This is a genomic window from Micromonospora sp. NPDC003776 (genome assembly GCF_053605645.1).
In genome coordinates, this window is record NZ_JBSGJR010000037.1 from 1 (window position 1) to 23,877 (window position 23,877).

Below are 23,877 nucleotides of genomic sequence, written 5' to 3' on the forward strand. Positions count from 1 at the left end.
CACGGGTCGTCGGCGCAGGCTGCGGCGACGGCGGCCGCCAACGCCGCCTTCGCCTGCTGCGGGGTTTCGTCGAGCGCGACGCCGTAGCGGCCTTCGGCGACCAGTTCGCCCGGCACCGACGACGACCAGTCGCCCGCGTGCACAGTGCCGATCTCCAGGGCGTACGGCATGTCCCAACCGCGCATCAGCGGGTCGACGGCGCGGTTGCGATCGGCCTCCAGCGCGCGCAGCGCGGCGAAGACGGGCAGGAACTTCTCGACCGCGCTGACGCCGCGGGTGCGGCGGGCCGCGTGCGTCGACGAGCCGGTGACCCGTAGCCGGAACGTCAACGCCCCGGCGTTGGCGGGCACCACCGCGAGGCCCGTCGGCTCGGGGATGACACAGGCGTCGGCCCGCCAGCCACGCTCCAGCAGCCCGTACGTGCCGACACCGCCGTCCTCCTCGCCGACCACGCAGGCGACCAGCACGTCACCGCGTGGCCTGGCCCGCTTCAGCTCACGGACCGCGTGCAGCGCGGCGACCAGGCCGCCCTTCATGTCGCAGGCGCCCCGGCCGTAGACGCGGTCGCCCTCGACGCGGCCGGAGAACGGGTCGTCGGTCCAGGCCGACAGGTCACCCGGCGGCACCACGTCGACGTGCCCGTTGAACATCAGCGACCGGCCGCCGCCGGTCCCGGGCAGCCGCCCAACCAGCCCGTACGCCCGGTCACGCGGCACCTCCATGCCGGGGAACGCGGGCAGGGCGGTCAGCTGCGCCAGCGGCAGCTGCCAGAGGTCGACCTCGAGGCCCTCGCCGCGCATCCAGTCGGCAAGCATCGTCTGGATGCCCGCCTCCTGCGGGGTTCCACCCACGCTCGGTACCCGGACCAGCTCGGACAGCAGTTCGGTCAGCTCGTTCACGACGGCGAGTGTTCCAGATCGAGCGGATGGACGGATTCGTCCGTCCGGCGACAGCCGCCCGGCGTCCAGGGGACCGCTCGTTCGAGCCTGATCGAAGACCCCTGTCCCGGGGCGCGCCCCGTACGGAGGCTGTCGCCCGACGCGCCGGCATCTCGCCGGCCATTACCAGCCACCACACCACGATCCTGCGCGAGGCCGGGCTCATCACCAGCCAGCGACACGGGAACCTCGTGCTGCACCGGCCCACCGCCATGGGCGAGACGCTGCTGGGCGACGTATGACCGCCACCGGGTACGCCACTGGGCCACCCCGGTCGCCTCGGCCCAGTCGATCGCCCTATGTCTCTGGATCTGATGGCGGCTCAATGAGACTGATGCCGTACCGTCACCGGCGTGGGTCTTCTGTTGGTGCTGCGCCCTCCGGCGCCGCGTCAGAAGAGCCTGCGCCGTGCTACCCGAGCCCAGCGGCGTGAGCGCCACCGCACTGACGCCGAAGAGTGGGCCGCGGCGGAAGAGCGCGGTCTGCTGCTCGACCTGCCGGTCGAGGAGTTGCTGCCGTTGATGAACGCGGCCGGCGGGAACCGGCTTCCGATCTTGGGGCAGCTCGACCCATGGTCAGATGGCGTACTCAGCCGTGAGGATCTGCCGCAGCTCAATGCCGAAGTCGACCGTCTGGAGGCGGCGGCGGGTAACGACGTGGAAGGTGGGCTGGTGGCGGCGCTACGGGCATTGCTGGGGCGGTGGCGTGACACGCCTGGCGTGGCGCTCCACTGGTACGGGGACTGAGGTCAACGCCTGGTCTCGGGGCACACATCTTCGAAAGTCACCGGGCCTCGTCGGCTTCGGCCTGGTCTACGGTCGCTTCGCGAGGGAGTTGTCCATGTCTTGCGAGAAGGTGAACCTCTAGCTGGTCAAAAGGCAGCCACCCAACCATGACAGAGCCGCAACAACGGCCGAGCCGTGGCTCGACGCGCCGTCGTGGTCAGCCGGACTCGGGTGGGCGGAGCCGAGTGTCGGTCTAGGGCGTGCAATTTCGCGCGGAGCCTTGGCGCGCCGGGGTCGCCAAGGTCGGTCAGGATGGCCAGGGCCTTGGTCCAGGCCGTGCCAGCGGCGTTGGGATTGCCGGAGGTGTGGTGAGTGTCGCCTAGGTGGGTCAGGACATTTGCCTCGTGGTAGTGCTCGCCGAGGTTGCGGAGCAGGTCGAGGGCGTGCTGGTAACAGTCGATGGCCTGGCTGTAGTGGCCGAGCTGGTGGTGGGCGTAGCCGATACTGTCCCATGTGCTGGCCTGTCCGCTGCGGTCCCCGACCTGCTGAAACAGGGTGAGGGCCTGCTGACATGCGGTGAGGGCCTGGGTGTAGTCGCCGAGCTGGGCGTGGCACCAGCCGACGGAGTTGAGGGCGTGGGCTTGACCTGGGAGGTGGCCGGCAGCCCGATGCACGGTGAGGGCCTGCTGGCCGTGCCCAAGGGCCAGGTCGAAGCGGCCCTCTCGCTGCCGCAGGTAGCCGAGGTTGTAGTGGGTGTAACCCTGCCCGACTCGGTCGCCGATCCGGATGTACAGGTCGAGGGCGTGCTGGAGATGGGTGTGAGCGTCGGCGTGGCGGCCGAGCTGAGTGGCGCCGCGGGCCACGCCGCGATGGGCGGCCGCCTGTGCGGCCGGGTCGTGCAGGCGGCGGGCGGCGTGCACGGCGGCCTGCCAGGCGGCGGCTTGATCCTCCCAGTGTCCCTGCTGGTAGAGGACCATGTTGAGGGCCCAGGCGAGCTGCCAGGTGTGGGTGTCGAACCCGGTGTCGCCGGCGTGTCTGATGGTGGCAAGAAGGGTGGGGTGCTCGGCGGCCAGCCAGGCCATGGCCTGCTGGTGGTCGGCGAGGGGCTCGGGGCTGACGTCGGCGGCGGCTGGGGCGAGGGGCACGGGGATCGGGTCGCGGGTCGGGTAGAGAAGCCGGTCGGCGGTGTGGGCGGTGTGGGTGTAGTGGTCGAGCAGGCGGGTGAGGGCGGCTTGGCGGGTGTGGTCGGTGTCGGTGGTGTGGGTGAGCTCGGTGGCGTAGGCGCGTAGCAGGTCGTGGAAGGTATACCGGCCGGGGACGTGTTCGACTAGAAGGTTGGCGCGGGTCAGTTCGTTCAGTAGCCGGCGGGTCTGCGACACGGGGTGGCCGGCGAGGCTGGCCGCCGCCGGTGTGGCAATGTCCGGGCCGGGGTGAAGACCCAGCAGCCGGAACAGTCGGGCCGAGGGTGCGGTCAGAGCCGTGTACGACCAGGAGAACACGGCGCGCAACTGACTGGTTGGGTCGCCCGCGTCCAGCGCGTCGAGCTGCTGGTCGGCTTGGTTGAGTTCGGCGGCGAGCGTGGCCAGGGGAAAGTTCCTTTGTTGGGCGCGGGCGGCGGCGATGCTCAGCGCGAGTGGCAGCCTGGCGCAGGCAGTGATGATCTGTTGTACCGCGCTGGGCTCGGCGGCGACCCGGCCACCGAGCCGGTGGGTGAGCAGGTCGCGAGCTTCCATTGTGGACATCAGGTTCAGGGTCAGAGGGCGGGCGCCGTCAGCGGCGAGCAGACCGGTGAGTTGGCTGCGGCTCGTCACCACCACCATGACGGTCGGGGCGCCGGGCAACAGGGGGCGGGCCTGCTCGGCGTCGCGGGCGTTGTCGAGCACGACAAGGATCCGCTTGCCGGCAAGCAAGCTGCGGTAGAGGGCGGTCTGGGCGTCTAGGTCGGGTGGGACGCGTTCGGGTGGCACGCCGAGTGCGTCGAGAAATCCCCGCACGGCTTCGGTCGAGGCCATCACCCGCCCGGTGGGGTCGAACCCGCGCAGGTTGACGTACAGCTGGCCGTCGGGGAACTTCTCGGCGACGGTGTGGGCCCAGTGCACCGCCAGGGCGGTCTTGCCCACCCCTGCGGTGCCGGACACCGCGGAGATCACCACCGCCGTCGACACCCGCTCGGACCGGCTGGCCAGCAGGGCGTCAAGGTCCGCGAGGTGTTCGGCGCGGCCAGTGAACCCGGAGACGTCGGCCGGTAGCTGCATCGGCACCACTGGCTCGGCGGCCATAGGTCGCGCGGTGGCAGGGGAGTGGGGCGAGTCCAGCTCACCACGCAGGATTGCCTGGTACACCGCCTGCAGTTCGGCGCTCGGGTCCGCGCCGAGTTCGTCGGCGAGGTGCTGGCGGACCTTGGCGTGGTGCTTCAGGGCCTCGGCGGCATCCCCGGCGGCGTGCAGGGCCCGCATCAACGCCACGGCCAGGGATTCCACGAGGGGGTATTCGCCGGTCAGGTCTCTGAGCGTTGCGATCACCATGCCCGGGTTACCGATGTGCAGTTCGGCGTGGGTCCAGGCAACGACCGTGTCGAAGTACTCCCGGCGCCACCGTTCGCGGGTCCGCGCCGACCAGGGTCCGGCCAACCCGTCCAGGGGGTCACCGTGCCACAGGCCGACGGCCTCGCGCAGTAACCCCGCCCGCTCATCGGCGCGGTACGTGGTGCGGGCCCGTTCGACCAGACGGCGCAGCCGGTGGACGTCAACGCGGTCGGGATCGATGTCGAGCAGGTAGCCGCCAGAGCTGCGCAACAGCGACGCCGGCGGCGTAGCGGCCGCCTCGGCGCGCTCCAGTAGCCGCCGGATTCGGGTGATGTGCACATGCAAGGCCCGCCGCGCGCCGGGTGGCACCTGCTCCCAGACACGGTCCATCAACGTTTCTGGGGTGACCGCGCGGCCGGCGTCGGCGGCGAGGACGGCCAAGACGTGCCGCTGCTGGCGGGGCCCGACATCAAGGTCCCGACCGTTGGCGCACACCTGCACCGGCCCTAGCAACCGAATCTGCACGGCACCCCCTCGAGACGGCGCCGCCGGTCGACGCCCGTGAGCCACCCTCGCCGGGGCTACAACAATCCATTAAGCATCTACCCCACCATGCGCAGCGACCCTTTGGAAGTCCCTGCCTCGACTACCGCGCGCTGATCCAGGATGGAGACCGACGGTGCTCAAGCGAGTCCTCATTGCATCGCCCAGTTAGCTGGATGCCATGGCAATGACGGTTTCACCGGCGTCCTGTACTGGGCGGCGTACAAGCAACCCGCCACGGGCGCCGCCTCGCCGCCGACAGTCGCACTTACAACACCGTTCTTCGATCCCTGCGCTGTGGTGGAGGATGGGGCTTCGCGATCCTCGCCGGCCGCGGCCACACACCGCGCCATACCACCCCCAGGGCCCGAGCCGTCCGCAACCTCGTCCGCGCCGCACGGCACCTCACACACTTCGAATACCGATATCTACCCGGGCCTTGTTGAGATCAGTTCACTGCCACAGCCCGGCATTTTGCCAACTTCGAAAAAGGAGTCAAATGCGTCTTCGTTCAAGATTGAGCCTGCTCGCCCCGGCGGTGGGTCTGGCGCTGGTCGCGTCGATGATGATGGTCGTGCCGCCGGCGAGTGCTGCGGGCCCCTATCTCGAGCTTCCATTCACGTGCGGTACCTCGTGGACAGGTAACTCCGGCGGTAGCAGCGTCCACCAGAACTACGAGATCGACTGGAACCTGTCGTCCGGTGCTGAGGACCGGGGGAAGCCGGTCCTGGCTGCGGCGGCGGGCACGATCAGGTGGGAGGGGGACGCGAATTCGGCGTACGGCAACTACCTGGAGATCGACCACGGTAACGGCTACTCCACGCTGTACGCCCACCTCGACACCAAACTCGCACACAACGGCGATGCGGTCGCCCGGGGCGAGATGATCGGTACAGTCGGCAATACCGACGGGAACAGCTCCGGTATCAGTCCGCACCTGCACTTCGAGTACCGCAACCGCGGCAGCGGGCAGAGCTACCCGGACTACATCCGGCCGGCCTCGTTCCACGGTGACCCGTTCGACTACGCCAGCGGCGTCGAGACGTATGTCAGCCAGAACTGCGGTGCCTCGCGTCAAACGGGGACGGTTTCTGACTTCAGCGGTGACGGGAATTCGGATGTGCTCGGCGTTGACGCTTCGGGTTACCTCTGGTACTACCCGAACAATGGCCTCGCCATCCCGTCGCGGACGCAGCTCGGCTACGGCTGGGGTACGTTCAAGCAGGTCATGGCGGCTGACTTCTCCGGCGACGGGTACGCGGATGTGCTCGGCGTCGACGCTTCGGGTTACCTCTGGTACTACCCGAACAATGGCCTCGCCATCCCGTCGCGGACGCAGCTCGGCTACGGCTGGGGCACCTTCAAGCAGGTCATGGCGGCCGACTTCTCCGGCGACGGGCATGCGGACGTACTCGGCGTCGACGCCGACGGCAAACTCTGGTACTACCCGAACAACGGCCTCGCCCTCTCGACTCGGGTGCAGCTCGGCTACGGCTGGGGCACGTTCAAGCAGGTCATGGCGGCCGACTTCTCCGGCGACGGACATGCGGACGTGTTGGGCGTCGACGCTTCGGGTTACCTCTGGTACTACCCGAACAACGGCCTCGCCATCCCGTCCCGGGTGCAGCTCGGCTACGGCTGGGGCACCTTCAAACACGTCTTCGCATCGGACTTCTCCGGCGACGAACACGCTGACGTACTCGGCGTCGACGCTTCGGGTTACCTCTGGTACTACCCGAACAACGGCCTCGCCATCCCATCCCGGGTGCAGCTCGGCTACGGCTGGGGCACATTCCCGTTCGTCATGTGACAGCCCGGTGTGGCGGCTCCCAGAAACCTGACGAGCCGCCACACCCCTTCCGCTTGCGCAGCAGCACGTCCACTCCTCGACCGTACGGAACCGGCGCGGGCTCGGCCGGGCGTATCCACCTGTCGCCTCCGCCCTCGCCGGCCGGGCCCGGCTTCGACCGGCCGAACGCCTCGCTCCGGGTCGTCGGCTGCCCGCCGCGCCGGCGCCACGAGTCGAGCACGTCGATGATGCCGGTGACATGATCCCGAAGTGAGCACCCCCCAAAATCGCCGCAACGGGCAACCAGAACCGGATATCGCCCGCGCCGAGGACGACCGCTACCTCGGCTGGCGTGACCTGACGGTCTGGCGAAGCCGCCTCGGCCGGACCATGGTGGCCATGGCGCACCGAGCCGCCAGGTGGATCGGCCCGTACCCGGTGCTGGCGGTGACCCTGCTGATCGGCGTCGTGCTCGTCGTCGCGCTCACCGCCGCGTCGGTGGAAATCTACGAGGCCGTCGCCGAGACCGACGGCGTCGCCGGCCTCGACCAGCCGGTCCTTCAGACAGCCATCGCCATGCGTACGCCATCGCTCGACGCGGCGGTCACCGCGTTCACCAACCTCGGCGGCCCGGTTGTCATGCCGATCCTCGCCGCCGTCGCCACCATCGCTGTGGCTGTCCGGCGTCGGCAGCTGAGCCCCGTGCTGCTCATGGCGGCGGCCGCCGGTGGATCGCTGCTGATGACCATCGTCGGCAAGGCTCTCGTCGGGCGGATCCGCCCGCCGCTGGCCGACGCTGTACCGCCGTACGAGACCTCCCCGTCATTTCCCAGCGGGCACGCCCTCAACGCCGTGGTCATCGCCGGCGTCGTGGCCTACCTGCTCGTACTGCGGCAGCGGCGGTGGCGTACCCGGACAACCACCATCACGGCGGCGATGGTCTTCGCCGTCGCCATGGGCCTGAGCCGAGTGTTCCTGGGCCACCACTGGCTCACCGACGTGCTGGTGGCGTGGACCCTCGGGTTGGCGTGGCTGGCCGTCGTCATCACCGTGCACCGGTTGTACCTGAGCGTGCGGCACCTGCGGCCGCGCGGTGAACCATCGTGAACAAGCGGGCCACCACTGGCTCACCGACGTGCTGGTCGGCTTTCCGGCGGGCCGCCCTCCGCCTCTGCGGAGAGTGCCTCTCGCAGTTCGCGCCGTAGCGGTCGGCTGACCACGAACTCCACCACGGCGGTGACCACGCACGTCACGGCCAGCCACCCCAACGCCTGTACGGCGGAGAGTCGTGCGGTGACCGGCAGCAGCGCGAGCAGTGCGACCGCTGCGGCGAGCCGAGGCCAGACCAGGGCCCGGGCTCGCCGACTCATCCGCCACTGGAATGCCGCGTGGGCCGCCAGAAACAGCACGACCCCGCCGTAGAGGGTGTACCGGCCGAGATCGTCGAGCGGGTCACCGCGGCGATACGCGTCTACGTTTCCGACCAAGGACGGCGTGTGCTTGAGCCCGACGGAGAGCAGCATGACGCCGGCCACCATCGGCAGATGCAGATAGGTGTAGCCGTCCCGGGCGAGGGCCACCCGGCGGTCCGGCTGGGCCACGCGTAACGCGTGTTCCCCGGTCAGCGCGGAGAGGTCGAAGTAGATCCACTCCAATGCGCCGGCGACGAGCACCGCGAACGCCGAGGCGATGAGCAGGCCCGGTGTGTTGGGCAGGTACCGGCGTAGCCGCTCCATGAGCGCCCCCGCGTTCATGCGCGGCCAGGACCCGCGAGCGAGTCCGAGGACCGACAGACGGCTGCTTCTTATGATCGCCAACAACGGATGCCAGGGTGACAATCCGGGCCGGTGTCCAGGGCAAATCTTACGCCCGCTGGCGGTTCCCGACGTGCGACTTGGCTAGCCGGACAGTTGGCGGCATGTCGATAGATGTTTCTGCGGCCAGCCACACCACCCAGGCAGGGCTGGACTGGTTCCGACATCACGTCATGGCCGACACGATAGGCGCCGGCTACGGCACGGCCGCCGACGTGCACAGCGTGACCTTCAGCCGATGATCGCCAGCTCACCTCAGCAACCGGACATGTCAAACCACAGTGGAGAAGCTGCATAGTTCACCTGCCTGCCCACCCTGCTGAGCCTGGGGGGCATATCAACCGCACGTGCGATGGGATAATTGACCAGAGTTCGAGAGACCTTGCTGGAGGCGGGCCATGGCAACGTTCCATCAGGAAAACCAGAGCGTTCGGCATCAGGTCAACGGGGAATACGTTTTCGTGCGAGGCGGCCCGTTGTCCGGGGAGTTGGAGTTGGATCGGCTGATCGGTGACCTGCTGCAGACAGCCCGGGCCACGTCGGCCCACCCGGAGGTCATCCAGCCAACGATCTCCTACCTGGAGGCCGCGCGGGACGCTACCTCACGGGGGGACGTCAAGGGCGTGCGCGCCATGCTGTCGAAGGCGGCGGAGGTGGCAGCACCGGTAGCCACCCTGGCTGCCAGTGTCGCCTCGGTCGCCAGCCTCGTCGCCGGCGCGCAATGACGGATCCCGACCTCCCGGCTGTCTTCTACAACCAGGACGGCCAGACTGTGGACGTCCAGTACAACGCCGAGACGATTCATTTTGTCAGCCACATAGGTCAGGGCTCCAACGGGAAGCGGTGCCCCGTCTGCAACGCGTCGCCGATGAAGCGCGCACAGCTTCTGTGGGAGGAAAACACACGTCGGCACCGCGACGGGATGATGATCCTCGCCAACCTGGCCGTCCGGGTGGCACCGCCCAAACGTCCCGGATCTCGACCGGTCCGGAAACCACCTCCCAGGCCGCCTCATCGTGAGGTTCCTACCGGGTCGCTTCTTCGAACAGCTCCCGCCGCGCCCCGCCAGTCGTCCCCCCTCGAACCGCTCCGGCTCGCGTCCGCCCTGACAGAGCGGTCGACCAAAGTACTGCCGATGGTCGGCGGAGTGGCCGTCTTCTGGGTCTTCCTGCTCGTCTGTTGTGGATCCTTCTTTCCAGATCGCCGCCCCGGGGAGGGGCCGACCATCTGGGACAGGGTCGTACTCATCTCGGTGATCGCCGGCCTCGGTGTCCTGCTACTGGCGGCCGTGTCGGCGGCTGCGGTGTACGCACTGATCAGAGTGGGGAAACGCCGACAGCGCGCGCAGGAGATCAAGGAAGAGGGCAGGTTGCGCTACGAGCGCGAGTTGGAAGAGAGAAGGAAGGAGGATGAACGGCGGCGTGCGGAAGCACGCCGGAACGACGAGTTGCAGAAGTATGAGCGGAAGCTGAAAGCGTACGAGCTGAAGTACGCGGAAGAGATGCGCCGGTACGAGGCCGAGGTCGCCCGCAGCGGGCGGCTGTACCAACAATGGAAGCGGACCTGGTTTTGCCAGTCCTGCAGCGCTCGGGTGGTCGAAGAGGACTAGTCATTTTCACCGCGATCAGAGACGCCTGAGCAGCTTGGGCAGCGGCTTGTTGGCGAGCGAACGCCATGTCCACAGTGCCGCCCTCGACACAGGCCCCTAACGTTGACCGCAGGCTTGACGTCCCCGGTGGGGGAGGGAAGCGATGCCGAAGAGATTGGAGCCGAGCCGCACCGCGGTAATGGTGTGCCAGGGTCGCGCCGCCGCGGACGGGCTGATCGCTCCCGGCCGGTTCGCGGATCCGACCGCCCTGGCCCTGCTGCGGCCGGACGAGCGTGAAGCCGTCCGGTGGGTACGCGACGGCGTCGCCCCCAAACCGTGGCGACAACGGATCGACTACGAGACGGTACGGGCCAACGCCGAGGTGATCGTCCCGCGTACCGTCGTCATCGACGACGCCGTGCGCGCCCACCCCGGCCCGCAGCTGGTGATTCTCGGTGCCGGCCTCGACGGCCGGGCCTGGCGGATGCCGGAACTCGCCGGTGCGACGGTCTTCGAGGTCGACCAGCCGGCCACCCAGCAGGACAAGCGTGACCGCACCGCGGGCCTGCCCGGGACCCCGCCGCGGTTCGTCCCGGTCGACTTCGGCCGTGACCGGCTGACGGACCTGTTGGCGGCCCATGGGCACCGCGCCGACCTCGCCACCACCTGGCTCTGGGAGGGGGTGGTGCCATACCTGTCCCGGGCGGAGGTGGCCACCACCGTCGCGGCGATCGCCGCCTGCTCAGCGCCGGGCAGCCGTCTCATCGTCAACTTCCAGACGCCCGCAACATCCACGAAACTGGGCCGCGTGGTGGCACGGCTGTTGACGGCCTCCACCGGCAGGTCGAGCGTCTGGGCGAACGAGCCGTGGCGCTCCACCTGGACACCGCCTGCCATGGCCGCCCTGCTCACCAGGCACGGCTACACCGTCACCCGGGACGCAAACCTTCTCGACGCAGCGCGGGCCCTGGCCGTACCGATCCGCCACCCCAGGTCCCTACGCCACGGCCGGGTGCTGGTCGCTGACCGGGCCTGACGCCCGACACGTCACCACGACATTCCCAACGCGCACGAGGTGGATCCATCGGGCGGCGAGCTGCCCGCTGTCGACAGCGAACCACCGCCGCGACCCCGGTGGCTGCGCCACCATGAGGTCAGTGCCAAGCCCGTGCGGCGGACGCGGAACCGGCAGAAGTGTGACTCGAGCTGGCCGAAGATGGCTTCGATCGGTGACATTGTCCTCTGGCGAAGCGGAGCGTTGATCGAGATCATGGGAGTCGCGGTCATCCCGCGCGGGCGCCGGAGCATCGGCACACGCCTGACCGCCACGACGGAGGGGGCCGACGCCTGGCGGCGTCCCGGCGACCAAGGAGATGCGTGTGCTGATCGGCGTTGTCAACGAGTCGACGCGCGGGGAGACCCGGGTGGCCGCAACCCCCACGACCGTGGCCCAGCTGCTGAAGCTCGGCTACCAGGTGGTGGTGGAACCTGCCGCCGGGGAGCCGTCGAGCTTCCCGGACGAGGCCTACGTCTCCGCCGGCGCGTCACTGGGGAACCCCCTCACCGCGGACATCGTGCTCGGCGTGAACGCGCCATCACTGGAGCAGCTCGACGGGCTGCGCCCGGGGGCGACGTGGGTCAGCCTGCTCGCTCCGGCGGCGAACCCCGAACTCGTAGCGGAGCTGGCGCGTCGTCCGATCACCGCGCTCGCGATGGACGCGGTACCGCGTATCTCCCGGGCGCAGTCGCTGGACGTGCTGTCCTCGATGGCGAACATCGCGGGGTACCGGGCGGTGGTGGAGGCCGCGCACGCCTTCGGTCGGTTCTTCACCGGTCAGGTCACCGCTGCCGGCAAGGTGCCACCGGCGAAGGTGCTGGTGGCGGGTGCGGGTGTCGCCGGGCTTGCGGCGATCGGCGCCGCCGGCAGCCTGGGCGCGGTCGTCCGCGCCACCGACCCCCGACCGGAGGTGGCCGACCAGGTGCGTTCACTGGGCGGGGAGTACCTCGCGGTGGAGGCGCCCGACGTGGAGGTTTCGGCCACCGGGTACGCCAAGGAGATGTCGCAGAACTACAACGCCCGGGCCGCCGCCCTGTACGCACAGCAGTGCAAGGACGTGGACATCGTCATCACCACCGCCTTGATTCCAGGGAAGCCGGCGCCCCTGCTGCTCACCAAGGAGATGGTGGCGAGCATGAAGCCGGGAAGCGTCATCGTCGACATGGCGGCGTCGAACGGCGGGAACGTGGAGGGCACCACCCCCGGTGAGGCGGTCGTCACCGACAACGGCGTGACCATCCTGGGCTACACCGACCTCGCCGCTCGCCTGCCCACCCAGGCGTCGCAGCTGTACGGCACCAACCTCGTCAACCTGATGAAGCTGCTCACGCCCGGCAAGGACGGCCAGCTCCTGCTCGACTTCGACGACGTGGTGCAACGGTCGATGACCGTGGTGCGAGACGGCGAACTCACCTGGCCGCCACCGCCCGTGCAGGTCTCGGCGGCACCGGCCGCAGCGGCCGCGGCACAGCAGTCCACGGCGCCGCAGGCCAAGCAGCCCGTACGCTCGTCGCGCCGCCTCGCGGTGGCAACGGCCGTCGGGGCAGCCCTGTTCCTGGCGGCTGCGCTCGCCCCACCGGCACTGCTGGGGCATCTGACGGTGTTCGCGTTGGCGATCGTGATCGGCTACTACGTGATCGGGCACGTGCATCACGCGCTGCACACGCCGTTGATGTCGGTGACCAACGCGATCTCCGGGATCATCGTGGTCGGCGCGTTGCTGCAGATCGGTCATGGCGAAACGTCGAACCGCGCCCTGATCACCGGGCTGTCCACCGCCGCGATCCTGCTGGCCAGCATCAACATCTTCGGCGGTTTCGCGGTGACCCGCCGCATGCTCACGATGTTCTCCCGCAGCTGACGCCCGCACCGATTCCTGGAGCTTCCACGACATGACGATCGAGACCGCGGCGCAGTCCGCGTACATCGTGGCCGCGCTGTTGTTCATCCTGGCACTGGCCGGCCTGTCCAAGCACGAGACCGCCAAGGCAGGCAACGCCCTGGGCATGGCGGGCATGACGCTGGCCCTGGTCGCCACCATCGCGCTGGCCGTGGACCACGGCATCGGTGGCACCGGCGCCAGCCTGCTCGTCGGTGCCACCCTGGTCGGTGCCCTCATCGGCCTACATCGGGCCAGGCGGGTGGAGATGACCGGAATGCCTGAGCTGATCGCGTTGCTGCATTCCTTCGTCGGCCTCGCCGCCGTGCTCGTCGGTTGGAACGGCTACCTCCAGGTCGAGGGCGACCTCGGCGGCGCCGAAGCTCGCGCGCTTCAGACGCAGGAGATGCTGGGAATCCACCACGCCGAAGTCTTCATCGGCGTCTTCATCGGTGCGGTCACCTTCACCGGATCCGTTGTCGCATTCGGGAAGCTGTCGGGACGGATCAACTCCGCCCCGCTCATGCTGCCCGGCAAGAACGCGCTCAACCTCGGCGCCCTGGCCGCGTTCGCGGTGCTCACCGTCTGGTTCGTCCTCGACCCGCAGCTCTGGCTGCTCGTCGTGTGCACCGCGATCGCGCTCGCACTGGGCTGGCACCTGGTCGCCTCCATCGGCGGGGGTGACATGCCGGTCGTGGTGTCCATGCTGAACAGCTACTCCGGCTGGGCTGCCGCCGCCTCCGGATTCCTGCTGGAGAACAACCTGCTCATCATCACCGGCGCGCTGGTCGGCTCCTCCGGCGCCTACCTCTCCTACATCATGTGCCGGGCGATGAACCGATCGTTCCTGTCCGTCATCGCCGGCGGATTCGGTATCGAGAGCACCGCCCCGGGGGAGGCGCCCCAGGGCGAGCACCGCGAGGTGACCGCCGAGCAGGTCGCGGAGATCCTCGCGGAGGCGGACTCGGTCATCATCACCCCCGGCTACGGCATGGCGGTCGCCCAGGCACAGCACGGCGTCGCCGAGCTCACCCGCAAACTCCGCGAGCGGGGCACCCAGGTCCGCTTCGGCATCCACCCGGTAGCGGGACGGCTGCCTGGCCACATGAACGTCCTGCTGGCCGAAGCGAAGGTCCCGTACGACATCGTCCTAGAGATGGACGAGATCAACGACGACTTCGCGCACACCTCGGTCGTCCTGGTCATCGGCGCCAACGACACCGTCAACCCCGCCGCCGCAGAGGATCCCGACAGCCCCATCGCCGGAATGCCCGTGCTGAGTGTGTGGAAGGCAGGCCAGGTCGTGGTGTTCAAGCGCTCGATGGCCACCGGCTACGCCGGCGTCCCGAACCCGCTCTTCTACCGGGACAACACCTCGATGCTGTTCGGGGATGCCAAGCAGCGCGTCGAAGACATCCTCGCGGCGCTCACGACGCGCAGCACGAGCAGCCCGGCTCTGACCGCCGCCGCCGACTAGAGGTGGTGCCGAAGCCCAGGCGGTGCAGTGGCACTCGGGAGCGGGGGAGGGGGAGGAGCCGACGCGCTGTGACACCGACGGGCGACGCTCGCGCCTCCTGTGACCCACGCCACAACTAGTTCCTGTCAGCAATCGGGGCGCCGTTCCGCTCAACCCGCAGAGCGAACAGACAGGAGCAACACATGAAGCACCGCATCGTCGTCCTCGGCGCCGGCTACGCCGGGGCCTACGCGGCCGGGAACCTGGCCCGCCGGCTGTCTCCGGCCGACACCCAGATCACCGTCGTCAACGCCGAACCGGACTTCGTCCAGCGGCTGCGGCTGCACGAACTCGCGGCCGGCCGCGAGATCGAAGCTCCGAAACTGGCCGACGTCTTCGCGGGCACGGGCATCCGGCTGCGCCTGGCCCGCGTCACCGCCGTCGACCCCGAGCGCCAGGTCGTCGCCGTGGCCGACGCCGACGGCCGCGGTGAGCTCGGCTACGACACGCTGCTCTACGCGCTCGGCAGCCACGGCGATGACCGCGGCGTACCCGGCGCGGTCGAGCATGCCTTCGACATCGCCGCCCGGCCGTCCGCGCTGCGCCTGCGCGAGCGCCTGGACAGCCTGGTCGGGCGGGGTGAAGGCGGGCGTGTGCTGGTCGTCGGCGACGGGTTGACCGGAATCGAGACGGCCACCGAGATCGCCGAAGGCCGGCCCGGCCTGTCGGTGACGCTGATCGCCCGCGGTGAGCTGGGCGCCCCGCTCTCCGCCGGAGCCCGCAGCCACCTACGCCAGGCCTGCGCCCGGCTGGGCATCACCGTCCTGGAACACAGCACGGTCGAAGCCGTCGAAGCGACGCGCGTGCGGTGCGCCGACGGCGCCACCCTGACGTCAGACGCAACCGTGTGGACGGCCGGGTTCGCGGTCAACCCCATCGCCGCCGCCAGCGGGCTCGCGGTCACCGAGCAGGGTCGGATCCTCGTCGACCGCACCATGGGGTCGGTCTCGCACCCGAACGTCTACGCCGCCGGCGACAGCGCCTACGCCATCGGCGACAACTGCCGGCCGCTGCCGATGTCCTGCGCTTCGGCCGGCTTCACCGTCCAGCAGGCCATCGAGGCGATCGTGGGACGCCTGACCGGCCGCAGGATCGCGACCACCAAGCTGCCTTACATCGGCAACCACATCAGCCTCGGCCGGCGCGACGGGATCCTCCAACTGGTCGACGACGAAGCACAGGCAAAGCCGAAGTACCTGGGCGGCCGCAAGGCCGCGCGGATCAAGTCGGGCATCCTCAAGATGTCGCTGTGGACCACCTCGCACCCGACCTTCGGCCTGCCCAGGCGCAAGTACCGCCTGGCCGCCGCGCCGGATGCATCGGCGAAGAAGACGATCGGCGTAACCGCTTAGGGTGATCCGCGTGGACAGCACCGCCACTGATCGCTTCGACACCGATCGGTTCGAGGCCAGCCGGAACCGGCTGGCCTCGCTGGCGTACCGGCTGCTGGGCTCCGCCGCCGACGCCGAGGACGCCGTGCAGGATGCGTTCCTGCACTGGCAGGCCGTCGACCGGCAGCGGATCAACGTGCCGGAGGCCTGGCTGACCAAGGTCGTCACCAACCTGTGCCTCGACCGGCTCCGCTCGGCGCAGGCCCGCCGCGAACGCACCGCCGGCGCCTGGCTGCCCGAACCCCTTCTCGACGGCGACCCGATGCTCGGCCCGGCCGACACCGTCGAGCAGCGCGAGTCGGTCTCCCTAGCCGTGCTGGCCCTCATGGAGCGCCTGTCACCCATCGAGCGAGCCGTCTACGTCCTGCGCGAAGCGTTCTCCTACAGCCACGCCGAGATCGCCGAGATCCTCGACATCACCGAGTCCGCAAGCCAGCAGCACCTGCACCGGGCGCGGGGTCGCATCACCGCCGCTCGCCGCCGTCGCGGCGGCGAGGTGGATCCGGCATCCGCCCGCAGGATCGTCGAGGAGTTCCTCGCCGCAGCCTCCTCAGGGCGTACCGAACGGCTGGTGGCGCTACTCACCGACGACGCCATCGCGATCTCCGAGGGCGCCGCCGCCGGCCGGTTCGAGAAGCTGTTGCGGTACGACACCCCGCAGCGCATCGCTGCCGTCGTACGCGCCGGTCTCAAACCCACACCCGCGAAACGGCGACTCGCCGGCGGCGTGCTCGCCATTCACTACGCGCTCGTCAACGCGGCCCCCGCGATCCTCTTCGTGCTCGGCGACCAGGTCGTCGGCGCCGCGGCGTTCGACATCACCGACGGCAAGATCGCAACCTTGCTCGGCATCGCCGTCCCCGACCGCCTCAACCGCCTCACCGAATCCTGGCGGCAGCACGAACCGGACACGCCGCTGATCAGCCAGTGGTGACCCCGGCGAGGACCTTCCATACGTGCGAGACCACCAGTCCGATTGACTTGCGCACCCGGATGTAGATCACCACGAGTCTGCGGTCAGCACCCGGCGCGGTAGTCCGCCGAGGTGGCCCGCCGCAGCTCCAACTGCAACGGCGACTCCGGTGGCCGGTCACTGCTGGTGGTCGACCGCGCCACACCATCAGCATCGACGACCGTGATCCCGGCCTCGATTCTGAGCAGGTCGCCGTCTCGTTCCCCATCGAGCCGGTTCAGGTATCGGCCCGGCCCGTCCCGCACCGGACGGATCTTCAGAGCGAAGCGGGTGCCCCGGAAGTCCAGTGGGTCCCCCCACACGTCGTACTCCGTGCGCTGGCCGGCACCGCAGACCTCGGCGGTGCCGTCGATGTCCGGGCAGTTGCTGCAGCGACTCGGGGGATCGCCCTTGAGATGAAGCACGAGGTGCCGCTTGTCGCCGGGCGCCACCGCCACGTCGCCCTGCCAGTAACCGGTCAGCCCGGGCCGCCCCGGCAGCGACACCCAGGGATTGAGCAGCCAGTGCGATCCGTAGATGAGGCCGAACCCGATGGCGACCACGCCGACCAGTCCGACGATGGGTCGCAGCTTTCCGCCGCGCCGCCGGGACGGTTCCCCGATGACCATCTCAGCCTCCTCCAGGCCGCCTCACCGTACTCGTGCCTCGGTCGGTCGTGGGACCGCCCGTACGGGCGGAGCCACCCACACACCTCGGCACCCTCCGCCCGCCTGTAGCCAACGTCGTCACCGGTGGTCGACAGCCTCCCGTACGAGGCGCAGGAGGGGCCTTCCGAGAGCGCGGCCTGCTATCCGCGCCGTCCACACGGCGGCCTGCGCGGCGGACCGCGCGCGCCGAGGCGTCAACGGCCGAAACGCCGGCTGGCGGACGCGGGCCCACCGGGTCGACGTTGTCGCGGCGGCCGGGGCCCGTGCGGGACGGCGCCGAGTCGGCCGGCCAGGACGTCGGTCACCGCGATCGCTCGGGGCAGCGACACGCAGCGGGCCATGGCGCTCTCTCGGCATCTTGTCGCCACCGCAGCAGTGTCGTACGCCCTGCCTCGGCCCGCCCTCACGGTCCTGTGAGGAGCAGTCATGCCGTTGAACCGCCTGCTGACCCTGGGGGCCGGCGCCTGCGCGGTCCATGCCGGCCGCCGCCGCGGCGGCCACCCCGTCCACTCCTTCGGCGTGGGCGCCGGCTCGGTGGCGGTCTACGCACGGATCGCGGCTGAGCGGATGGTGCACCGCCGGCTCACACCTGCGGGCTTCCTGGCACGGGCGCCGCCGCTCACCGGCCACGGGCCGGACCCGCCGCCTCCGCAGTGCCAATGGCCGTCCCGGCCAGGCGTCCACTTCCGTCGTCGGCCACCCGCGCCAACCGATCCAATGCTCAGATTGGGCGGCTGCGCCGTGCAACAGCGGCTGGTACCAGGCGCGTATATCCGGGTGTGAGTACACAGCTCGGCGGGGAGGGTGGCACAGGTTTTGGAGTTCGACGACTACGTACGGACACGAGGCGCAGCGCTGGTCCGGCTAGGGCGACTGCTGACCGGCGACCGGCATCGCGGTGAGGATCTGGCGCAGGAGGTGCTGGCGCGCGCGTTCGCGCGCTGGAACCGCATCTCGGCCGGAAATCCGGAGGCGTACCTGCGCCGCATGCTGGTCAACGCTTCGATCACGCGTTGGCGGCGGCTGTCGAGCCGGGAAATCGTCGTGGGTGACACCGGCGATTCCGCCAGCCGGGTGAATCTCGAATCGGAAGTTGTGGAGCGTGACGTCCTGTGGCGTCACGTCCGGCAATTGCCCGCCAAGCAACGGGCGGCGGTAGTGCTGCGCTACTACGAGGATCTTGACGATGTGTCGATAGCAGAGTTGCTGGACTGTTCGACGGTGACCGTGCGTACGCAGGTGAAACGGGCGCTTGCCACGTTGCGCGGCAAGGTCGGTGCTGATTTGGCGGTACACACCAACGGGGGGACGCGATGACTGACCTGGATCGAGCGCTACATGAGACGTTGACCCGGGTTGCCGATGAGGACGTGCACGTCGAACGGCTCCTCGCCGGGGCCCGCACCTCGGGCACCCGCTACCGCCGCCGCCGGCGCTTCGGCATCGCCGCGGGCGCGGCGGGTCTGTCAGCGGTGGCGGTGGCGGTGGTGCTGTCGGTGACGGCGGCGCTGAGCCCGAGCGCCACGCCGGGGACCGGGCTGGGGCCCGCGTCGGGGTCGGGTCCGGAACCACGCTCGGCAACACCGCTGCCCTCGCCGTCCACGCCCCCCACAGAAACTCCATCGACGATCTTGCCGACACCGCCGGTCGCTGTCGGTGCCGCCACGGCGATCGACTCGGCGGACGAAGTCGGCCGGCCGCTGCTGCTGCACCTCAGCCTGGCCCGGTCGTCATTCCCGATCATCGGCGTCCAATACCAGCAGTTGATCGACGAGCGTCAGGAACTCCTCGGAATCGACGGTGTCGACAACAACGGTGAGCAACGACAGCTCATAGTGCGGGTCGGTGCCAACACGAAGGACTTCGAACCGCTGGCCGGTGAGCGCAAGGCCGTCCGCGTCGCCGGGCGACCCGGCACGTTCGCCGTAGACAAGGTCGACAACCGCCGGTACACGGTCCTGCGCTGGCAGGCCGCCAACGGCCTCTGGCTACAGGTTGCGGGAGCGCGGGATGAGGCCGATGCGTTGACGGTCGCGGCCAACGTCCGGCTGGATCGCACCTACCGGTGTGTCGCGCCGTACCGGTTGCGTTCCCTGCCTGCCACGATGAAGGTGGAGAGCTGTTCGATGGTGTTCCGCGGCACCACGGCCAGCAGCATGCTGAGCGTGAGTAACGGAACCTTCCATATCTTGTTCGCCACGGACCCCGGCCAGGTCACAGACGCCAACGAAAGAATCGGCGGCCGACCGGCCCGGGTCCTGGAGCACCGCGGAGACGGCGGCGCCCAGATCATGGAGGTGGCAGTCAACCAGGGCGACACCATGCTGTCGCTGACCGCCTCCGGCCGCTACGACCCAACGGTGGTCCGCCGGATCGTCGCCAACTGTGACTGGACGGGCGGCCAGGACCCAGGGACGTGGCCCACCGATCCGATCAGCGATCGGTGACCCCAGCCGACAACTCGGCGCGTCTGCGGCGGTGGACATCTCTTGCGTCCACCGCCGCATGACCGCTACCAGCCGGGGACTCAGCTCGGACGAGACGGCTGCTCGCCGCGAGCCGCCACGTCGACCAGCCCCGATTCAGCGATTGGCCACACCGAGACCGACTACGAGCAGCACCATGAGCGCCACCGCTCCGGCGAGGTTCGCCTACGGCAGTGCGGCCAGTCTCTGCGCCGGCGGGGATTCCCTGCGGACGGATACTCCGAGCAGAGTACGTCGCCGCAGCAGCGCCGCGAGCGACTGTCTCCAGCCGACGGACGACAGGGCCACCCGATTTCGGAAGCATCACAGGCATGAACATCGCATCCACATCCTCGTCCGGCATGACCATCGGTGCCACCGGCACTCGCCCGCTACGTACGGCAGCCTTCGCAGCGCTCGGCTTCGACCTGCTCTACGTGGCCCATCTGCTGCTGCAAGGGCTCGGCCCGGACGGAGGCACGCCCGCCGCCGTCGCCGCTTTCAACGTGGCGCACCGGTCGGCACTGTTGACCAGCGAGATCGCTGTCGGCGCTGCGTTACTGGCGGCGATTGTGTTCGTCTCGGCCTTGGCACCGGTCATCCGGAGGGCTGGTCAGGACACGCTTGCCACCGCCATCGCGATCAGCGGCACCGTTTTCGTCGCCCTCGGGTTCGTGTCCCAGGCGGCCGAGACCGCCCTCGTCGGCGCGGCCGACGCGGGCGACCTGTCAGCAGTGCTGGCACTCAACCACCTACAAGGGCGCACGCCAATCGTCTGGAGCATCACCGCACTCACCGCCGCAGTCGCCCTCAGCGCACTTCGCACCGGGCTGCTGCCGAAGTGGCTCGGCGTCGGCGGGCTCGTCGCGGCCGGCGTGTTCGCCCTGGGCTCGATCTTCAGCGTCCTCGGCCGGACCGTTGAAGGCAACTCGTCCCTCTTCGGTGTCGGCCTATTCATCGGGTGGATGATGCTGCTGGCGCTGTTCCTGTGGCGGGCCGCTGGTCGAACAGGTCAGTCGGAAGCCGAGCACGAGAGGGTAGACCTGAGCCGCGACCTGCCTGGACGAGGCCGACGAACAGGCGGTCGCTGACCGGGCGAGCAGCCTTCCCGGGCTCGGGCTCGCCGGTCAGTGCCATGCGGTAGCGCACCAGTAGTGCTTTGTTAGGTTCGGTGGCGTTTGCTGCAGGTGTGCCCGTTCCACAGGTTGGTGGCAGGTGATGTAGGCGCCGGTCCAGGCTAGCGAGGAGTCGCTGCAGCTCGCGCCAGCGGATCTTGCCGCAGCGGATTGTTGTCTCGTTTCCTCGGGTGCCGCTGGCGCGTTGGTCAGCTTGGGAATTGTCCACGATGAGGAACTCCTGAGGGCAAGTTCGTTGACCCCGATGCCGGCCGCCGTTCATCACCCTCGGATGTCGCGGCGCCCAGGGTTGGAGCAGTGAGGCCGCGTGCTGAGACGCCTGCTGGATGGTCGCTACCAGGCCGAGGAGCTACTGGGCAGCGGCGGGATGGGTGAGGTGTGGCGTGGGCGCGACCTGCGCCTGGCCCGCCCGGTGGCGATCAAGGTGCTCGCTGCGGCCGGCCTGAAGGAGCCGATGGCCGCGGAACGCTTCGACCGGGAGGCCCGCGCGGCGGCCGGCCTGACCCATCCGCACATCGTCGCGGTCCATGACTTCGGCACCGAGGAGAACGACTCCTACCTGATCATGGAATTGGTGGAGGGGCGGACCGTGTCGGCACTGATCGCCGACGGCCCGCTCACCGTCCTGCAGGCGTTGTCGATCGCCGCTCAGGCCTGCGACGGGATCGCCGCCGCGCACGCGGCTGGGGTGGTGCACCGTGACGTGAAGCCGGGCAACCTGATCGTCACCGCCGCCGGCACAGTCAAGATCTGCGACTTCGGCATCGCCCGCCTTCCGTGGGCAGCGGGGGAGAAGACCCTCACCGAACCGGCGACCAAGCTTGGCACCAGCTCGTACATGTCTCCCGAGCAGGCCCTCGGCCGGCCGGTGGACCACCGCAGCGACCTGTACGGGCTGGGCTGCACCCTCTACGCCATGCTCGCCGGCCGTCCGCCGTTCGTCGGCGAGCCGCTCAGCGTGCTGCATCAGCACGTCAACGAGCGACCCCAGCCGCTGCGCGAGCGTCGGCCCGACGTACCCACCGAGCTGGACGCCCTGGCCGCCGAACTGCTGGCCAAGGATCCCGCCGACCGGCCGCCCGACGCGGCCGACGTGCGCGACCGCCTCGCAGCCCTGCTGCCCCGGGCCGGCACGCCGGTTCCCCTCGTGTCGGTCACGCCGGCGGACCCGGGTCGGCCGGCAGGGGCTGCCCCGGTGAACGCTTTTCCGCCCAGGCCGGGCCAGCGCCTGGCACGGCGTCGGCGCGAGGGGCTGCTGGCAGCGGCCCTGCTGGGCGTCGCGCTGCTCGCCCTGACCGGCGTCGCGGTGCGCGGCCGCGACGACCACACCTCGATCGCGGGACCGACCACGCCGTCGGCATCGGCCACCACCACCATGGCGCCCCGCGTGCCGGCCGTGCCGCTCACCGTCGGCCCCGCCACGCCGACCCTGCGGGCCGTCTCGTCCGCCAGCCGCGACCCGGTCAGCCCGACACCGAGCCCTCGGGCCACCTCCCGTAAACCGAGCCCCACTCCGACCGCTGACCCGATCGCTGGCATGCGTCAGTCGATCCGGAGGCAGGTGGATGCCGGCCGGTTGAACCCGGATGCTGCGAGGGACCTGCACACCAAGGTGGACGCGATCGCGAAGGCGATCGCCGAGAACGATCCGGACCAGGCCGAGGACCAGCTCAAGAAGTTGCGCGACAAGCTCGGCGAGCTACGGCGCGACGGCAAGCTCACCACCGACGGCTACGACGCCCTGACCGCCGACGCCGACCGGATCGCCGCCGACCTGCGGTAGAGACGGATGCCTAGTTTGGGAAGTCGTACAACAATTTTGCCCTCCGTCACCACCGAGGCGGGCACAGACTCCCCAGTGCTGGCCGCCTGACACCAGGCGGATACGCCGAATCCGCCACCCTGCGCTCTTACCGTCCAACGCCGCCAAGTAAGGCCTCGACGCCCTCGTGCCTCGGCGATCGCCTCAAAGTGAATACGTAAAGTCCCTGCGGTGGTAGCATCCGAATCGGAGATCAACTTAAGGACCCGGCACATACGGGACAAACACTTTTGAGGGAGGCCCATGGAACAAGCGTCCTCAGGGAAAGTGCGGCCGACCGGTCAATCTTGCGCTAGTCCCAAAGTAGCCTTTTGACATTGAACATTGCCCGAGATGACCTATCGCAGTGCCGGCGGCGAGCTGCCCGCAGGCGCGTGTCTGGTAGCCGGACACCTGATGCTGCAACGCGTCCGGTGGAGACGCGTTCGGCGATGTTCGCCTCGCATTCCACACCGAAATCTCCATCATGCGCCGCGATTTGACTCACCTGCGAATCACTCAAAGATGCCGGCGGAATTCTCGTGGCAGGAACGCCGCCGTCGACGCCGACGCGGGAGCATTCGACAATTCTGAGCCCGGCCCGGCCGGGAAAAGATTCAACTCAGACCCCAGTTCAGGAAGAAGAGAATCATGGCACAAGATCAGGTTGCAGCCAACCTCAAGGGCATGGACGATCTCGACTTCACCGGCTGGAACAACGCCGACTGGAACGGCGTGTTCGCCCACCACCACACCGACGACGTGTTTGTGGACTGGAAGGGGCAGCCGCCCACACGTGGGATCAGCGAGCACATCGACGCCATGAAGGCCTACGTCGAATCAGCAGGAGGCACACCGCCGCGGATCACCTCTCACCCGATCAAGTTCGGATCGGGGGACTGGACCTGCGTCGTCGGGGAGTTCGAAGGCGGAGGCCGCATGGTCACGGTGGCCAAGTGGGTCGATGGCGCGATCGCCGAGGAATACATCTGGTCCTAGCCTCGATCGTTCACGGCTGATGTCGGGCGTTCCGGCCCCGCGTCTGCGATCGTTCATTGTCGATGCGACCGGGTCCGGGGCATGGTGGTGG

General features: G+C 69.2%; 20 protein-coding genes. 16 read left to right on the forward strand and 4 right to left on the reverse strand.

Features of this window, described 5'->3' with window-relative positions; translation table 11 throughout:
* Nucleotides 1-899, reverse strand: an 899-nt coding sequence (locus ACWEVO_RS05830) for an ArgE/DapE family deacylase (RefSeq protein ID WP_452306424.1), incomplete at its 3' end; no start/stop codon positions are given.
* 8 nt (nucleotides 900-907) lie between these two features.
* Here ACWEVO_RS05830 and ACWEVO_RS05835 point away from each other — a divergent pair.
* Nucleotides 908-1,180, forward strand: a complete 273-nt coding sequence (locus ACWEVO_RS05835) for a helix-turn-helix domain-containing protein (protein ID WP_452306425.1) — start codon at nucleotides 908-910, stop codon at nucleotides 1,178-1,180.
* A gap of 111 nt (nucleotides 1,181-1,291) precedes the next feature.
* Complete coding sequence (locus tag ACWEVO_RS05840) at nucleotides 1,292-1,684, forward strand: hypothetical protein (RefSeq protein WP_452306426.1); 393 nt, start codon at nucleotides 1,292-1,294, stop codon at nucleotides 1,682-1,684.
* Nucleotides 1,685-1,809: 125 nt separating this feature from the next.
* On the opposite strand, the gene ACWEVO_RS05845 is transcribed toward ACWEVO_RS05840, so the two are convergent.
* Nucleotides 1,810-4,713 (reverse strand): BTAD domain-containing putative transcriptional regulator, encoded by a 2,904-nt coding sequence (locus ACWEVO_RS05845; RefSeq protein WP_452306427.1) that lies wholly within the window; start codon nucleotides 4,711-4,713, stop codon nucleotides 1,810-1,812.
* A gap of 535 nt (nucleotides 4,714-5,248) precedes the next feature.
* Between ACWEVO_RS05845 and ACWEVO_RS05850 the strand changes: the two genes are divergently transcribed.
* A complete protein-coding gene (locus tag ACWEVO_RS05850; RefSeq protein WP_452306428.1) occupies nucleotides 5,249-6,541 on the forward strand; it encodes a peptidoglycan DD-metalloendopeptidase family protein in 1,293 nt (430 codons plus the stop codon).
* Nucleotides 6,542-6,790: 249 nt separating this feature from the next.
* Nucleotides 6,791-7,627, forward strand: a complete 837-nt coding sequence (locus tag ACWEVO_RS05855) for a phosphatase PAP2 family protein (protein ID WP_452306429.1) — start codon at nucleotides 6,791-6,793, stop codon at nucleotides 7,625-7,627.
* 20 nt (nucleotides 7,628-7,647) lie between these two features.
* Here ACWEVO_RS05855 and ACWEVO_RS05860 read toward each other — a convergent pair whose 3' ends face one another.
* Nucleotides 7,648-8,274, reverse strand: coding sequence for a low temperature requirement protein A (locus ACWEVO_RS05860; RefSeq protein ID WP_452306430.1), 627 nt, complete (start codon nucleotides 8,272-8,274; stop codon nucleotides 7,648-7,650).
* A 458-nt stretch (nucleotides 8,275-8,732) separates the two neighbouring features.
* On the opposite strand from ACWEVO_RS05860, the gene ACWEVO_RS05865 reads away from it, so the two are divergent.
* The 7 genes from ACWEVO_RS05865 (at nucleotide 8,733) to ACWEVO_RS05895 (ending at nucleotide 16,699) form a co-directional block, all read left to right on the forward strand.
* The gene (locus ACWEVO_RS05865) at nucleotides 8,733-9,059 is read left to right on the forward strand and encodes a hypothetical protein (RefSeq protein ID WP_452306431.1); all 327 of its coding nucleotides are present in this window, start codon (nucleotides 8,733-8,735) and stop codon (nucleotides 9,057-9,059) included.
* Nucleotides 9,056-9,943 carry a hypothetical protein gene (locus ACWEVO_RS05870; RefSeq protein WP_452306432.1) on the forward strand — a complete coding sequence of 296 codons (888 nt, stop codon included), beginning with the start codon at nucleotides 9,056-9,058 and terminating at the stop codon, nucleotides 9,941-9,943. Before ACWEVO_RS05865 ends, ACWEVO_RS05870 begins: the two co-directional genes overlap by 4 nt.
* A 142-nt stretch (nucleotides 9,944-10,085) precedes the next feature.
* Nucleotides 10,086-10,958 carry a class I SAM-dependent methyltransferase gene (locus ACWEVO_RS05875; protein ID WP_452306433.1) on the forward strand — a complete coding sequence of 291 codons (873 nt, stop codon included), beginning with the start codon at nucleotides 10,086-10,088 and terminating at the stop codon, nucleotides 10,956-10,958.
* A gap of 337 nt (nucleotides 10,959-11,295) precedes the next feature.
* Nucleotides 11,296-12,840, forward strand: a complete 1,545-nt coding sequence (locus tag ACWEVO_RS05880) for a Re/Si-specific NAD(P)(+) transhydrogenase subunit alpha (RefSeq protein ID WP_452306434.1) — start codon at nucleotides 11,296-11,298, stop codon at nucleotides 12,838-12,840.
* A gap of 31 nt (nucleotides 12,841-12,871) precedes the next feature.
* Nucleotides 12,872-14,335 (forward strand): Re/Si-specific NAD(P)(+) transhydrogenase subunit beta, encoded by a 1,464-nt coding sequence (gene pntB / locus ACWEVO_RS05885; RefSeq protein WP_452306435.1) that lies wholly within the window; start codon nucleotides 12,872-12,874, stop codon nucleotides 14,333-14,335.
* A gap of 182 nt (nucleotides 14,336-14,517) precedes the next feature.
* Complete coding sequence (locus ACWEVO_RS05890; RefSeq protein ID WP_452306436.1) at nucleotides 14,518-15,726, forward strand: NAD(P)/FAD-dependent oxidoreductase; 1,209 nt, start codon at nucleotides 14,518-14,520, stop codon at nucleotides 15,724-15,726.
* A 10-nt stretch (nucleotides 15,727-15,736) separates the two neighbouring features.
* Nucleotides 15,737-16,699: a sigma-70 family RNA polymerase sigma factor gene (locus tag ACWEVO_RS05895; protein ID WP_452306437.1), complete on the forward strand. Its 963-nt coding sequence runs from the start codon at nucleotides 15,737-15,739 to the stop codon at nucleotides 16,697-16,699.
* 83 nt (nucleotides 16,700-16,782) lie between these two features.
* Here the strand turns inward: ACWEVO_RS05895 and ACWEVO_RS05900 are convergent, their stop codons facing one another.
* Nucleotides 16,783-17,346 carry a hypothetical protein gene (locus tag ACWEVO_RS05900; RefSeq protein WP_452306438.1) on the reverse strand — a complete coding sequence of 188 codons (564 nt, stop codon included), beginning with the start codon at nucleotides 17,344-17,346 and terminating at the stop codon, nucleotides 16,783-16,785.
* An 855-nt stretch (nucleotides 17,347-18,201) separates the two neighbouring features.
* Between ACWEVO_RS05900 and ACWEVO_RS05905 the strand changes: the two genes are divergently transcribed.
* The 5 genes from ACWEVO_RS05905 to ACWEVO_RS05925 all read left to right on the forward strand — a co-directional run bounded on the left by ACWEVO_RS05905 (nucleotide 18,202) and on the right by ACWEVO_RS05925 (nucleotide 23,786).
* Nucleotides 18,202-18,702 (forward strand): SigE family RNA polymerase sigma factor, encoded by a 501-nt coding sequence (locus ACWEVO_RS05905; RefSeq protein WP_452306439.1) that lies wholly within the window; start codon nucleotides 18,202-18,204, stop codon nucleotides 18,700-18,702.
* Nucleotides 18,699-19,832: a hypothetical protein gene (locus ACWEVO_RS05910; RefSeq protein ID WP_452306440.1), complete on the forward strand. Its 1,134-nt coding sequence runs from the start codon at nucleotides 18,699-18,701 to the stop codon at nucleotides 19,830-19,832. Before ACWEVO_RS05905 ends, ACWEVO_RS05910 begins: the two co-directional genes overlap by 4 nt.
* A 350-nt stretch (nucleotides 19,833-20,182) precedes the next feature.
* Nucleotides 20,183-20,941, forward strand: a complete 759-nt coding sequence (locus ACWEVO_RS05915) for a hypothetical protein (protein WP_452306441.1) — start codon at nucleotides 20,183-20,185, stop codon at nucleotides 20,939-20,941.
* A 352-nt stretch (nucleotides 20,942-21,293) separates the two neighbouring features.
* Nucleotides 21,294-22,769 (forward strand): protein kinase domain-containing protein, encoded by a 1,476-nt coding sequence (locus ACWEVO_RS05920; RefSeq protein ID WP_452306442.1) that lies wholly within the window; start codon nucleotides 21,294-21,296, stop codon nucleotides 22,767-22,769.
* A 669-nt stretch (nucleotides 22,770-23,438) separates the two neighbouring features.
* A complete protein-coding gene (locus tag ACWEVO_RS05925; protein WP_452306443.1) occupies nucleotides 23,439-23,786 on the forward strand; it encodes a hypothetical protein in 348 nt (115 codons plus the stop codon).
* The last annotated feature ends 91 nt before the right edge of the window (nucleotides 23,787-23,877 follow it).